Source organism: Thermococcus waiotapuensis (assembly GCF_055384795.1).
This window is the reverse complement of sequence record NZ_AP042429.1, coordinates 1,146,225-1,158,917: the sequence shown is the minus strand read 5'-3', so window position 1 is coordinate 1,158,917 and position 12,693 is coordinate 1,146,225. Positions and strand designations below refer to the sequence as shown.

The 12,693-nt window shown below is 54.0% G+C and carries 14 protein-coding genes; 9 read left to right on the top strand and 5 right to left on the bottom strand.

All coding sequences use genetic code 11. The annotated features are described in order from the left end of the window. The 8 genes from ACZ47M_RS06450 to ACZ47M_RS06415 all read left to right on the top strand — a co-directional run bounded on the left by ACZ47M_RS06450 (position 1) and on the right by ACZ47M_RS06415 (position 8,346). Positions 1-369: an RNA polymerase Rpb4 family protein gene (locus tag ACZ47M_RS06450; protein WP_315343369.1), complete on the top strand. Its 369-nt coding sequence runs from the start codon at positions 1-3 to the stop codon at positions 367-369. A 67-nt stretch (positions 370-436) separates the two neighbouring features. Beyond that, entirely contained in the window at positions 437-1,057 is a 621-nt protein-coding gene (locus tag ACZ47M_RS06445; protein WP_315343371.1) for a DUF655 domain-containing protein, read from the top strand. Further along, positions 1,054-1,905, top strand: coding sequence for a 16S rRNA (adenine(1518)-N(6)/adenine(1519)-N(6))-dimethyltransferase RsmA (gene rsmA / locus ACZ47M_RS06440; RefSeq protein ID WP_315343374.1), 852 nt, complete (start codon positions 1,054-1,056; stop codon positions 1,903-1,905). The genes ACZ47M_RS06445 and rsmA overlap by 4 nt, the downstream gene beginning before the upstream one ends. A gap of 33 nt (positions 1,906-1,938) precedes the next feature. Then, on the top strand, positions 1,939-2,343 hold the full coding sequence (gene gcvH / locus ACZ47M_RS06435; RefSeq protein WP_315343508.1) for a glycine cleavage system protein GcvH: 405 nt from the start codon (positions 1,939-1,941) through the stop codon (positions 2,341-2,343). A gap of 128 nt (positions 2,344-2,471) precedes the next feature. Beyond that, positions 2,472-3,068 (top strand): YiiX/YebB-like N1pC/P60 family cysteine hydrolase, encoded by a 597-nt coding sequence (locus ACZ47M_RS06430; RefSeq protein WP_464883384.1) that lies wholly within the window; start codon positions 2,472-2,474, stop codon positions 3,066-3,068. Positions 3,069-3,233: 165 nt separating this feature from the next. Continuing rightward, a complete protein-coding gene (locus tag ACZ47M_RS06425) occupies positions 3,234-3,947 on the top strand; it encodes a biotin--[acetyl-CoA-carboxylase] ligase (RefSeq protein WP_315343377.1) in 714 nt (237 codons plus the stop codon). A 74-nt stretch (positions 3,948-4,021) separates the two neighbouring features. Beyond that, entirely contained in the window at positions 4,022-5,419 is a 1,398-nt protein-coding gene (locus ACZ47M_RS06420) for a hypothetical protein (protein WP_315343380.1), read from the top strand. Between the two features lie 254 nt (positions 5,420-5,673). Further along, entirely contained in the window at positions 5,674-8,346 is a 2,673-nt protein-coding gene (locus ACZ47M_RS06415) for a valine--tRNA ligase (protein ID WP_315343512.1), read from the top strand. Positions 8,347-8,403: 57 nt separating this feature from the next. Here the strand turns inward: ACZ47M_RS06415 and ACZ47M_RS06410 are convergent, their stop codons facing one another. Continuing rightward, positions 8,404-9,456, bottom strand: coding sequence for an AAA family ATPase (locus tag ACZ47M_RS06410; RefSeq protein ID WP_315343383.1), 1,053 nt, complete (start codon positions 9,454-9,456; stop codon positions 8,404-8,406). A gap of 52 nt (positions 9,457-9,508) precedes the next feature. After that, a complete protein-coding gene (gene trm10, locus ACZ47M_RS06405; RefSeq protein ID WP_315343514.1) occupies positions 9,509-10,618 on the bottom strand; it encodes a tRNA (guanine(9)-/adenine(9)-N1)-methyltransferase in 1,110 nt (369 codons plus the stop codon). Between the two features lie 98 nt (positions 10,619-10,716). Between trm10 and ACZ47M_RS06400 the strand changes: the two genes are divergently transcribed. Continuing rightward, complete coding sequence (locus tag ACZ47M_RS06400) at positions 10,717-10,998, top strand: family 4A encapsulin nanocompartment shell protein (protein WP_315343386.1); 282 nt, start codon at positions 10,717-10,719, stop codon at positions 10,996-10,998. Here the strand turns inward: ACZ47M_RS06400 and ACZ47M_RS06395 are convergent. The 3 genes from ACZ47M_RS06395 to ACZ47M_RS06385 are packed head-to-tail and all read right to left on the bottom strand — an operon-like array spanning position 10,991 to position 12,574. Then, positions 10,991-11,905: a triphosphoribosyl-dephospho-CoA synthase gene (locus ACZ47M_RS06395; protein WP_315343388.1), complete on the bottom strand. Its 915-nt coding sequence runs from the start codon at positions 11,903-11,905 to the stop codon at positions 10,991-10,993. The genes ACZ47M_RS06400 and ACZ47M_RS06395 overlap by 8 nt on opposite strands. After that, positions 11,902-12,138, bottom strand: a complete 237-nt coding sequence (locus ACZ47M_RS06390; protein WP_315343390.1) for a hypothetical protein — start codon at positions 12,136-12,138, stop codon at positions 11,902-11,904. The genes ACZ47M_RS06395 and ACZ47M_RS06390 overlap by 4 nt, the downstream gene beginning before the upstream one ends. A gap of 1 nt (position 12,139) precedes the next feature. Next, positions 12,140-12,574, bottom strand: coding sequence for a PspC domain-containing protein (locus ACZ47M_RS06385; protein WP_315343516.1), 435 nt, complete (start codon positions 12,572-12,574; stop codon positions 12,140-12,142). Positions 12,575-12,693 lie beyond the last annotated feature (119 nt).

Sequence of the window (12,693 nt, the reverse complement as noted above, 5' to 3'; positions counted from 1 at the left end):
ATGATAGGCAGGAAAAAACTGGAGGAGCACTATATAACGCTCGCGGAAGCCAGGGAAATACTGGAAAAGAGACACGCCGAGGGAATGGAAAAGGGATCCGAGGAGTCCATGCCCTACGAGTCCAGAATCGGTCTCGAACATGCAAGGCGCTTTGCAAAGCTCAATCCGGAGCGGGCCAGGGAGCTTAAGGAGAAGCTGATGGGCCTCTTTGACTGGATAGACGAGAGGCTTGCGTCAAAGATAGTCGATCTGCTACCAGAAGACTACTTCGACGTACGCGTGATATTCGCCAAGGAAGAGTACATGCCCACCCCGGAGGAGGCCGAGAAGATAGTAAAACTCGTGGATGAGTACAGGCCGGTTGAATAGCCCTTTTCTCTTTTTCCCTAACAAACTATAAAAACCCTGGGAATCACTACTTCTTGGGGGAGAGAGAATGGACACCTACAGGAGGCATTCCTACAGTGAGAGTATCCACAAAAAAGAGTATGCGAAGGAGTATGAAGAGTACGCCTACGTGCTCGATTACCTTCCTGAAGGGTACACTGACTTAAGCACGGGGAGGAGAAGCGGAAAACCTGTCGCTCAAGTTATGGGGGAAAATGCTTTCACACTGCTTGAGGTAACTCCTAAGGACGACCTCATGCTCTACGAAAGGGTCTTCATCGGAAAGGGAGAGCGGGACAAGATACTCATGATAAACAAAAAGATATCCTACGACGATCTTACCCCCACTGCCAGGGCTGAGCTCCCCTATGTTGTTAAGGAGATAGTGAAGAAGAACGAGGACAGGTTTGTCAAGTTCTTCAACATTGCCCCCCCGATAACCAACAGGCTCCACAGCCTTGAACTCCTGCCTGGAATAGGAAAGAAGCTCATGTGGGAGATTATAGAGGAGAGACAAAAAGAGCCCTTCAAGAGCTTTGAAGACCTGAAGCATAGGGTAAAAGGCCTCCACGACCCATGCGAGATGATATCAAAGAGGATTGTGGACGAGCTTCAGGGGAAGGATAAGTACTATCTTTTCGTCGGCCCGAGGAGGTTATTCAGAGAATGAGGGAGCGCATCTTTTCTCTAATTTCCAAATACAACCTGAGGCCAAACCGTGACCTGGGGCAGAATTTTTTGATAGTTCCGGATATAATCGAGAGAAACGTGGCCAGGGCGGAGCTCTCGGAGAGTGACACCGTCCTGGAAATCGGGCCCGGTTTGGGGGTTCTTACCGACGAACTCAGCAGGCGCGCCGGCAAGGTCTTTGCAATTGAGAAAGACCACAGGATAGTTGAGATACTCCACAGGGAATACTCCTGGAACAACGTTGAGATCATTGAAGGGGACGCAATGGAGGTTGAGTGGCCAGAATTTAACAAGATGGTCTCGAATTTGCCCTACCAGATATCCTCGCCGGTTACGTTCAAACTCCTGAACTACGAGTTTGAGAAAGCAGTACTGATTTATCAGCTTGAGTTCGCCGAAAGGATGGTCGCCAGGCCCGGAACCAGAAACTATTCCCGACTTTCCCTCATGGTCAGCGCAAAGGCCAGGGCGGAGCTGGTAGAGAAAATCGGCAGGGGTGCCTTCTGGCCAAAACCGGAGGTGGACTCTGCAGTCGTGGTTCTCGAGCCAAAGCCCAGGTCGGAGCGGGTGGAACTCGATGAAAACCTGACCAAGGCCCTTTTTCAGCACAGAAGGAAGAAAGTGTACGCCGCGCTGAAGGACTCACGACACATAATCGGCCTGGACAAAGAGACATTCCTCAGGAACAGGGAGATAATTCAAAAAGTTCCCCACGCCGAGAAGAGAGTTTACGAGCTTTCGCCGCTTGATGTACTGGATATTCAGAACTACCTCCTTGAAAACGGCCTTCTCCATGAAAAAGACAGTCAAAAACAGGGAAAAGTTTAAATTGCCGAAAACAAAGGGATTCCGGTGATGCTCATGATTGAGGTTGGGGAATACAGGGTAAAGGAGGGCCTTTATTACACCAAGGACCACGAGTGGGCTCAGGTTCTTGAAGACGGGACTGTCCTCGTCGGTATAAGCGACTACGCCCAGAAGGAACTCGGTGATCTGGCTTACGTGGAGCTTCCGGAGGTCGGGAAAGAGGTAAGCAAAGGCGACGTCCTCTGCGAACTCGAGAGCGTTAAAGCTGTTTCCGAGGTCTACGCTCCCCTCAGCGGTGAAGTCATTGAGGTCAACGGGGAGCTTGAGGATTCCCCGGAGCTTCTCAACGAAGACCCCTACGAGAACTGGATTGCCAAGATTAAACCCAGCAACCTCGAGGAAGAACTAAAGGAGCTTATGGACGCTGAATCCTACGCCAGGTACCTCGAAAGCCTCTGAGGAAAGGTAGCCCTTTTTCCTATTCTTCTCCGCGGTTTCCCCAAAGGTTCTGAAAATGTTGTTAGGGCAAAGTTTATTAGCTCGCGAATCTTGTTATACATCAAACACCATGTGTGGAGTGTGGTGATATGAAGAGGCTTGGGATGATAGCCCTGGTTCTCCTCCTTTTCGGCGCCGCAGTCCCAGCTGTTGGTGCATCCAGCCTCAGCAAAGGTGGTGGAACCTACTACCACCCGTACCCGACGAACGTCCAACAGGGTGACCTGGTTTTCGGCTACAGTCCAGACCTCTCAATAATGCCAGGACACTGGACGCATGTCGGCATAATTGCTTTGTATGATTCCTCAGTTGGTGACTGGATAGTTATAGAGGCGAAGCCTAGTGACGGTGTGTCTATGACGACTCTCAGGGAGTTCCTGAGTAGGTACCCGGAGGTAGCCATAAAGAGGGTTTCAACGGACGCTACGACGAAGTACTACGCTGTCTACTTCGCTTACAGCCAGTTGGGCAAGCCGTACAACTACAATTATCTTGCAAAGCCGCAGGTTTTCGACAGCGCTTACTACTGCAGTGAGCTTGTTTGGGCCGCGTACATGTGGGCGAGCAACGGGCGCATCAACCTCGACACAAACCCAGGGTGGAGCTGGACTTACGGCTACGCGGTCGCCCCCCAGGAAGTTTACGACAGCCCTTGGACGTATCTCATCTACTACCACAAGGCATGACCCGTTTCTTTTCCTTCTCCTCTCTGTTTTGTGGGTTCTGAGGGAAGCAACCAGCATGGAGACCTTTGTCCCCCGAAAGCCTCGCCGCTTGTGGCGGGGAAGGGGTCAGCACCCATGTTGGTTCAGCGAAATCAGTTTAAATCCCCTGTCTCGATAATATCAAGGATGACGGTGATGTGGAAAATCATCCATCTCGACGAAGTTAACTCCACCAACGACTACGCAAAGAGTATCGCCGAAGAGTCCCCTGAGGGAACCGTTGTAATAGCGAAGCGCCAGACCGCTGGAAAGGGCCGAAAGGGCCGTTCCTGGGCCTCCCCCCAGGGAGGGCTCTGGATGAGCGTCATCCTGAAGCCAGAGAGGACAGACCCGAGGCTCGTGTTCGTCGGAGCTCTGGCAGTGGTTGATACCCTTGCCGATTTCGGGATAAGGGGCTGGATTAAGTGGCCCAACGACGTCTGGGTTGAGGGAAAGAAGATAGCGGGGGTTCTGACGGAAGGGAAGGCAGAGAAGTTCGTGGTGATGGGGATTGGCCTCAACGTGAACAACGAGATACCCGCTGACCTCAGAGAAACGGCCACCTCTATGAGAGCCATCCTTGGAAAACGTCTTGAGTTCAATGAGGTCACTAACCGGGTGCTTGCTCATTTGGGAAGGTGGTATAAGCTCTTCCAGGAGGAGCCCCTGAATGTCATCGAAGCGGTAAAAGAGAGAACCCTCCTCATAAACAGGGAAGTCACTGTAATCCACAGCGATGGCGAAATCTCAGGGACCGCGGTGGATATTCTCGAAGATGGTTCTCTTCTTATCGATACGGGCGAAGTAAGGGTGAGAGTGGTTTACGGGGACGTCTCCGTCAGGCCTGGTCGATACGGTTGAAAACCACCTATAGGCAAAGGTTAATATACCCCCACCCATTCAACCAGCTAAGAACGTTAACTGGAGGTCAGGAAATGAAGAAGTTGAGCGTTTTTCTTGTTTTTCTGGTCCTCTCTGGAATCCTTGCAGGCGAAGTACTGGCTGACAACGATTATAAGGAGGTTCAGGAGAACAGCTACCAGGTTCACTGGGACGGAAGCGCGGAGGTTACTTTTAGAACGATTCTCTATGGGCCGGAGGATATGCTGAACAAGACCAAGGAGACCATAACCCAGATGGGGCTCGAAAACGCCACAAAACTTTTTGTTAATCAGGAGGTGCAGTTCCTAAATAATCTGGGATTAAACTTAGAGAACGCCACAGGAGAGATAATCGGGTACAACACCACGGGTCCGCTCGAGACCGTTATAACCGGCAGAATCACAAACCTGGCAAGATATTACTCCTACGACGGGGTCTGGGAAATAACCCTGGACGCCCTGAGGATATTGGATTTGACCAACATAAACCTCACGGTCGTAAACGGCTCCATCTATCTGGAGAACTATTTCACCGTTACGCTCCCCTCGGGGGCCAAAGTCACGAACATCACAAAGGGGTTCGAAGTCGAATCCAATGGAAGCTACATCAAGCTCGAAACTAAGGAAGATGGCGAGAAAGTTACAATGCATTCGATCATCTACCTCAAAAACGGTGTCTCAGGAGACGATCTAAAGACACTATACGCCCAGCTCCAGCCGGTTATTATAACCTACACCGGCCAGAGCGGAAACGAGGTTTACTCAACCTGGAAGATGACAACCGAGAGTAACATCACCGTAAGGGGTAACGAAACGATCGTAGATACCCTTGAGAAATACGAAGAACCTGAGAGCTACGTAAATTCCATCAAAATGCAGTTTCTCATTGGTGGAGTCCAGATGGCCGAGCAGTCTATCTACCAAAATCTCCTGACGCAGTTCCAGATGAACGGGATAAAGGTCATTAACGGGAGCGTTAAACTTCTCAACCTGAACTCGACGGAACCCCTAATGATAAAGTACCATTGGGTTCTTCAGGAACTCATTAGAACAGCCAACGGAAGCTACATCTACACCTATGATCCCAGACTCGAATTGGGGAACCTAACTTTTCCCTACCGCCTTACGATTGCCGTCAACGAGACCAAGATTACCCGCGTAGTCCTTCCCAAAGGGTACAAGTTCACGTCCATACCCAAGGACATCAACGTAGAGACGAAAGCGGGGAGTGTAAAGATGGCTATAAGCAAGGTCAGCGACAGAGAGGTTGTTATCTCCAGCAATGTCTACCTTGCTTATGGAGTTCCCTCAAAGGACTACAGGGATCTCATGGCTCAAATACCCGAGAACGTTGAGTTCAAATATGAAGAGACCGGCGGAAGCGGAATCTGCGGACCAGCGGGGCTTCTCCTGATCGGTCTGGTTCCGCTGATTTTCCGGAGAAGAAAGTGAACTTTCCTTTATATTTCTGCAATTCGTGAACCACATGTAAATCCCAATCCGATGGCTATAGCACTGCCCAAAACTTTTTTAAACCCCCTGCTTATTTTTATGCCCTGGTGGTGCCTATCGTCCACCGTGGGAAAGATTTCAACCCCTGAATTCAAGGTCTTCCACAATTCTGGGCTAGTCCCGGCCCCGGCGCCACCGTCAAAGTTTTTAAGCCGCCCTTCTGAGGGTATCCCATAGACAAAAAGGTGATGGCCATGCTTCCCAAGAACTACGACCCCAACGAGATCGAGCCGAAATGGCAGAAGTTCTGGCTGGATGAGAAAATCTACAAGTACGAGTTGGATGAAAAAAGGCCCGCTTACGCTATAGACACGCCACCCCCGTTCACGAGCGGAACGCTCCACCTCGGCCACGTTTTAAGCCACACTTGGATAGATATAATCGCGCGCTACAAGAGAATGACCGGCTACAACGTGCTCTTCCGGCAGGGCTTCGACAACCATGGCTTACCCACAGAACTCAAGGTCGAGAAGGAGTTCAAAATAAGCAAGGATCAGCCCGAGCTCTTTCTCCAGAAGTGCATCGAGTGGACGTGGCAGGCTATTGAAGCGATGCGCAACCAGTTCATAAGGATAGGCTATTCAGCCGACTGGGACCTTGAGTACCACACGATGGACAACTGGTATAAAGCCGCCGTGCAGAAGTCCCTCCTCGAGTTCTACAGGAAGGGGCTCCTCTACCAGGCCGAGCACCCGGTCTACTGGTGTCCGCGCTGCAGAACGAGCCTGGCAAAGGCTGAGGTTGGTTACGTCGAGGAGGAGGGTTTCCTTTACTACATCAAGCTCCCGCTGGCCGATGGAAGTGGTTACGTGCCGATAGCGACAACGAGGCCAGAGCTCATGCCCGCCTGTGTTGCCGTCTTCGTCCACCCGGATGACGAGCGCTATAAAAACGTCGTGGGAAAGAAAGTAAAGCTCCCGATATTCGAGAGGGAAGTGCCTGTTCTGGCCGATGAGGACGTTGATCCTACCTTCGGAACGGGAGCGGTCTACAACTGCACCTACGGCGACGAGCAGGACATCGTCTGGCAGAAGCGCTACAACTTACCCGTGATCATTGCCATCAACGAGGACGGGACCCTGAACGAGAACGCCGGGCCCTACAGGGGCCTTAAAACGGACGAAGCAAGGAAGAAGATCGCCGAAGACCTCGAGAGGATGGGCCTCCTCTACGACAGGAAGAAGGTTCACCACCGCGTGCTCCGCCACACCGAGAGGAGCTCCTGCATGGCGCCGATCGAGCTGCTGCCGAAGAAGCAGTGGTTCATAAAGGTCAGGGACTTCACCGATGAAATAGTCAGGGTTGCGGGGCGGATAAACTGGTATCCCGGGGACATGTTCCTCCGCCTGAAGGACTGGGCCGAAAGCATGGACTGGGACTGGGTCATAAGCAGGCAGAGGGTTTTCGGGACGCCGATTCCCTTCTGGGTCTGTAGGAACGGGCACGTGGTCCCCGCCAGGGAGGAGGACTTACCCGTTGACCCACGCTTTGACAGGCCTCCCGTGGAGAGGTGCCCCGTCTGCGGCGCCGAGCTTGAGCCTGTAACGGACGTCCTCGACTGCTGGGTCGATTCGAGCATAACCCCCCTGATAATAAGCAGGTGGCACGAGGCAATAAAGGGGGATAAGGAAGCCAAACGCTGGTTCGAGCACAACTTCCCGACCGCCCTGAGACCGCAGGGAACGGACATCATAAGGACGTGGGCCTTCTACACGATATTCAGGACGTGGGTGCTTACGGGGGAAAAGCCTTGGAGGGATATCATCATCAACGGCATGGTGGCCGGACCAGACGGCAGGAAGATGAGCAAGAGCTACGGCAACGTGGTGGCTCCAGATGAAGTGATCCCGAAGTACGGCGCCGACGCTTTGAGGCTCTGGACGGCTTTAGCCCCGCCCGGGGAAGACCACCCGTTCAAGTGGGAGACCGTTGATTACAACTACAGGTTCCTGCAGAAGGTCTGGAACATCTACCGCTTCGCCGAGGGCCATCTGGAGGACTTCGACCCGGCTAATGCTCCCTCCGAGCTCGAACCCCTCGACCGCTGGATACTCAGCAGGCTCCACAGGCTCATAAAGTTCGCCACCGAGGAGATGGAGAAATACCGCTTCAACCTGCTAACCAGGGAGCTCATGACCTTCATCTGGCACGAGGTTGCGGATGACTACATCGAGATGATAAAGCACCGCCTCTACGGTAACAACGAGGAGAGCAAGCTCAGAGCCAAAGCGGCCCTCTACGAGCTCCTATACAACATCATGCTCCTCCTTGCCCCCCTCACGCCCCACATCACCGAGGAGCTCTATCAGAACCTCTTCCGCGGTAGAATTGGGGCCAGGAGCGTGCACCTCCTCGAGTGGCCGAAGTACGATGAAGGAAAGATAGACGAAAACGCCGAAAAGCTCGGCGAGCTGGCCAGGGAGATAGTGGGCGCCATGAGGCGCTACAAGAACAGCCACGGCCTCGCTTTGAACGCCAGGCTCAAACACGTTGCCATCTATGCAACGGAGAGCTACGAGAGGCTTAAGGCGATTGAGGGGGACATAAAGGGCACCATGAACATCGAGAGGCTGGACATCATCAAAGGCGAGCCCGAGCTTGAGGAGAGGATCATCGAGATCAAGCCGAACTTCGGAACGGTGGGGCCGCGCTACGGCAGGCTCGTGCCGAAGATTACCGCCTACCTCAGGGAGAATGCGGAAGAAGTCGCAAAGGCCCTTAAGGCGGGCGAAAAGGTCGAGTTCGAGGTTGAGGGGCAGAAGGTAGAGCTCAGCAGGGACGATGTGGTGCTCAGGAAGGCAGTGTTCAGCGGAGGCGAGGAGGTGGAGACTGCCGTCGTTGGAGATGCAGTTGTTCTCTTCTTCTGAGCCTTTCACTTTTTGTTGACGGACTTACGGTACCGTAAGTAACTTACGCCCCGGGAGCTAACCCTTCAGCGCAGTGAGAACGACCGGGTCAGTTATCCTGTAGGTGCCCTCCTTCTCCGAGATCCAGCTCATCCTCTTCAGGTTTTCCAGGAGGGCGTAGAGGCGCGGATCGGGGACCCTGGTTCCCCTGACGGCGAGGTAGTCGCGCAGGAGGCTCCACCGGTTGTAACCGAGGGCTATCGCCCTCAGGATATCAACGTACCTCGGGCTCCTCCTTTTCAGCTCTTCAAGCTCGCCCATGACAAGACCCCTTGCGACTTCGAGGGTTCTCTCCATTGCCCTCCGGAAGTTCCCTTCTCTTAGGTATTCGACGCCAAAGATCGTAAGCCAGCCCGGAATCCCATCTAAAAGCTCTACAGCCTCTTTTATCTCTTCCTCCGGCACGTTGAGGCCTGCTTCCCTGAAACCCTGCCTCAGGAACTCGATGGAGGTCTCTCTATCAAAGGGCTCTACTACGACCTCACCTGCGACCCTGCCGTAGAGTGGGCTGGAGTAGCCACCGAGGCCCAGGAAGTCGTGCAGGAGGCCAACTTCGGAACCGGTGAGTATTATCCTCAAATTCGGGAGGCTATCGTATGCATGGGCGAATAGAGCTAAGAGTTCTTTTCCACCCCTTGAGCCGTAGAACCGCAGATACTGGGCCTCATCAAAGGCTATTACGAACCCTCCGAGCTTCTCGCCGAGGTCGTTTAACTCCCTGAAGACCTCCCTCAGGGAGAGCTCCCTCGGCTCCAGGGCCAGGAACTTGAGGTCGAACGAGAACTTAAATCTTGCCATCAGCTTTCCGAGGAGGCTGACCCTTGACTGGAGCTCCTTTACGAGTTCATCCCTCGTTAGATGGCCCCTCTCGGCGTAGAGTTCCCTGCAGTCTATCAGGACACCCGGTCTCTCGTTCAGGTAGGCTCTCAGAATTGAGCTCTTCCCAACGCGCCTTATCCCGAGCAGTAATGCCATCGGGTAGGTTTCGAGGCTCTTCTCCAATTCATTGAATTCCCTTTCCCTGTCGAAGACCTCCTCCCTCCTCGTTTTGGGCCTGAGGTCGAAGAGCACTTACGCCACCGTAAGTTACTTACGGGGGCATAAGTTATAAGATTTTCGATCATCAGCAGTTGTAGCACAGCATCGCGGCCTTTTTGAGGAGCAGGACGCGGTAGAGCTTGCCGTTGATTATCCGCGCGTTGGATATCTTGTTGAGGTGGTGTATCCTCTTCCGCTCGAGGGCTATGAGGTCAAGCTCGCGGAGAACCTTCACGAAGTCCTCCCAGCGGATTTTGAGCCAGCTGGAGTAGTAATCGAAAAGCTCCTTCTCCACGACGCGGTAGGTCTTCCCGTCCACCCTGTAGCGGATTGCCTTTTTTGGAAGCTCCTTCCTGAGGCGCCAGCGCGCGTGGAGTGGTTCCTGCATCTCGTAAACCGCTTCCTCCATGCCCTTCCCTTCCACCATCATCTTGAGGATTATTCCGAGGATCCTGTTTATCCTGTCCGGGACGCCTATGACGTCGCCTCTGAGGACAATCTTCCGCCGGCGAACCCTTATTCCAGCGCTCTCCAGCTCTTCCCCTATCTTAGGGGTCAGCTTTTTCTCTCCACCCATGTCCACTATTCCGCCGATTATGAAGGCCTTGACGTCGAAGTCCTTCTCGCTCAAAACTTCCTCGGCCCATGGGTCGAGGAGGACGACCTCCTCTATTTTCTTCTCCCTCAGAAACTCGGCCGTTGGGCCTTCGTAAACGGTTAACCTGTCGAGGGGGCCGTTGAAGGTTTTTCTGAACTCCTCGCCGGCCCAGGTGATGGCAAGCTCGCTCCCCGTGAAGTAATCCTTCAGCAGGCCATAGCTCTGGTTAACCTGGAAGCAGAGCTTGCCCTTCTCCTTCTTGGTGTGCCCGTCCCAGAGCTGGAGGTCGATTATGAAGTACGGCCAGCTGGGCAGCCTTGAGCGGAGTTCTTCCGGCGTGAGAACCGGCTCGAATTTCTCCATCATGCAGAGCGGGGCGTAGGCGTAATAGGAGCCCTCGACGCGCTTTCCGCTGAGATCCCAGGCCACCGCGGTCTTCTCCGGGACCCTGAAGATTGCCCCTTTTCCGTGGACTATCTCGACCGCTATGTCCTGGAGCCTGTTCTTTGAATTCCTGAACCTCTTTGAGAGGGTCCCTACGCTCTCAACGCCCTTCTCCCTGAGAACTTCCCTGAACACATCGGCGAGCGTCATCATGGCCATCGAGTGGGGCTTGACCGGGGGGTTAAAAAGGTTGCCGTTAAAGCAATGGCAATCCTTTTAACGCCGGAACCCGAATTTGTCAGGGGTTGAAAATGCGTGGCGAACTTATCAGGGTTCTGAGCGAAATCGAAGAAAAGGCCAACGAGCTCAAACTGGACGGCTATAACCCGGACGTCGTCGTAATGGGCAGAGAGGCCTACGAGTTCGTGAAAACCCTGGCAAACGAAGAGTTTGGGGGAGACGAAGAACTGCTGGAGCTATCCGGGTTGAAAGTCAGAATAGTGGATGAGCTTGGAGGGGACGCGCTGATAATGGACAGCCGGGCGGTGGGCTTTGAGGCCAGAGCAATCAGGAGAATAAAAGTCGTCAGATAACGCCCCAGACCTTTCCATTCCTCGTTTCAAGCTTCAGCCCTTTGAAAGCTAGCAGGCTCAGCGATACTGCCATCACATCAGCCAAGCTGCCGGGGTTCCTCAGATCTCCCCTCGCCCTCATGAATTCGTCGAAAGCCTCCTCGCTCAGCTTGCCCTCGAGCACCTCGCCGGCCTTTTTCATGACGAGGACTGCCTCCTCCCTGCCTGCTTTCCGCTCTATGAGGGTATCAACCCTGCTGGCAAGGAGCTCAAGAAAAGCCCTCCTCACGGCTTCTTCGAGGGGAAGCTCGGGCAAAAGCTCCTGAAGGCGGGAAAACGTGGAATACGTCACCTCGTATCCACTGAGCCACTCGCAGAATATCAGCTCCCGTTCGCAGCTTATCCCGGCGAGCCTTAAAAGGTTCACGTTGTCCTCGAAGAGCTCCCCAAAGGAATCGTCGCTGTAAACGTCGTACTTAACACCTCTTGCTATTCCCTTGGGGTTCGCTATCCTTATGGCCCTGTAAAGCTCCACCGTGTCCCTAACGGTCGATTCACCCATCAGCAGGGGTATTTTCTTTCTGGCCTCCAAGATGTCTTCTGACATGGAGAGGGCGATTATAAGGGGAACTGAGAGCGTTACCACGCCAAAGTTGGGGTTTGCGTCCTGGAAGGTTCTCGAGGATTCAACGGCCCTTCTGATGAGTTCGCCGATCCCGGCATCGCACGGCTTAAGAAGGCCCCTCCCGATGAGCTCACCGACCTTTGCCGCCTCGTAATAAACCCCGGCGACCGCCGTGTCCGCGAAGAGGAAATGGTAGAAAGTCAGGTCACTGAAATCTCTAAACCTGCTGACGTTGCCGGGTTTTGGGAGGGCCGCTTCAAGCAGCGGACCCAGGAGGAATGCCCGAACTGTTCTCCAGATCATCCTCCCACCACCAGGTACAGCAGGAGGTACACAATGTAGAGGAAAACGACGGCCTTCCGGAGGGTTCTTTTTGTCAGGAGGTAGGAGCCGGCCGCGAGGAGGGTCACTCCCCCCAGGGAATTTCTTATGGCTTCTCTGTATGGCTCGAGCCAGATTAGGAAAGCAGGCTTGAACTCCCTCACCAGGAGCAGCAGGCCGAGGAGGATAAGGACAACCCCAGCGGTTCTCCCCATCTCAGCCACCCCGGAGGAGCAGGATGATCCCGATGGCCAGGAGCAGGAGCGCCGCGAGCTTGCTGAACAGCGGGACCCTGAAGATGAAGAACAGAGGGATTGCGAAGGCCACCAGGTAAAGGACGCCTAAGAGTATGAGGATTATCGCAACGGCCTTTATGAGGTCGTTCTTTTCACCGCCGGAGATGACCCTCTCCATTTCCTTCGTCACGTCGTTGAGCCTCTCTTCGACGGGCTTCTCCCCTTCGCCCTCCTCCGGGATCACGAGGGCGGCGAGGAAGTAGAGGAGGGCCATCGCAACCGGCTGAAAAACCAGGAGGACGACGAAGATCAGTCTCACCAGGGCCGGGTCAACGTCAAGGTACTCAGCCATGCCACCGAGGACACCCAGGAACATGCGGTTCTTCTTTGAGCGAAAGAGCCTCTTGCTCTCCATCCCGCTCACCGCCATATGTCGGGCAAGGGGCTTATTAAAGTTTCAGCGGTGGCCCTCCCGGGGAGCTTAGAGGCCGCGCAGGCGGGGGGCATGAGAACCGGGGCGGGGCAACTACGGCA

Excerpts from the sequence above, each read along its gene's own strand:
- gcvH (WP_315343508.1), top strand. The coding sequence starts at position 1,939 with ATGATTGAGGTTGGGGAATACAGGGTAAAGGAGGGCCTTTATTACACC.
- ACZ47M_RS06385 (WP_315343516.1), bottom strand. The coding sequence starts at position 12,574 with ATGGAGAGCAAGAGGCTCTTTCGCTCAAAGAAGAACCGCATGTTCCTG.
- ACZ47M_RS06415 (WP_315343512.1), top strand. The coding sequence starts at position 5,674 with ATGCTTCCCAAGAACTACGACCCCAACGAGATCGAGCCGAAATGGCAG.
- ACZ47M_RS06390 (WP_315343390.1), bottom strand. The coding sequence starts at position 12,138 with ATGGGGAGAACCGCTGGGGTTGTCCTTATCCTCCTCGGCCTGCTGCTC.
- ACZ47M_RS06450 (WP_315343369.1), top strand. The coding sequence starts at position 1 with ATGATAGGCAGGAAAAAACTGGAGGAGCACTATATAACGCTCGCGGAA.
- ACZ47M_RS06430 (WP_464883384.1), top strand. The coding sequence starts at position 2,472 with ATGAAGAGGCTTGGGATGATAGCCCTGGTTCTCCTCCTTTTCGGCGCC.
- ACZ47M_RS06400 (WP_315343386.1), top strand. The coding sequence starts at position 10,717 with ATGCGTGGCGAACTTATCAGGGTTCTGAGCGAAATCGAAGAAAAGGCC.
- ACZ47M_RS06445 (WP_315343371.1), top strand. The coding sequence starts at position 437 with ATGGACACCTACAGGAGGCATTCCTACAGTGAGAGTATCCACAAAAAA.
- rsmA (WP_315343374.1), top strand. The coding sequence starts at position 1,054 with ATGAGGGAGCGCATCTTTTCTCTAATTTCCAAATACAACCTGAGGCCA.
- ACZ47M_RS06395 (WP_315343388.1), bottom strand. The coding sequence starts at position 11,905 with ATGATCTGGAGAACAGTTCGGGCATTCCTCCTGGGTCCGCTGCTTGAA.
- ACZ47M_RS06425 (WP_315343377.1), top strand. The coding sequence starts at position 3,234 with ATGACGGTGATGTGGAAAATCATCCATCTCGACGAAGTTAACTCCACC.
- ACZ47M_RS06420 (WP_315343380.1), top strand. The coding sequence starts at position 4,022 with ATGAAGAAGTTGAGCGTTTTTCTTGTTTTTCTGGTCCTCTCTGGAATC.
- trm10 (WP_315343514.1), bottom strand. The coding sequence starts at position 10,618 with ATGATGACGCTCGCCGATGTGTTCAGGGAAGTTCTCAGGGAGAAGGGC.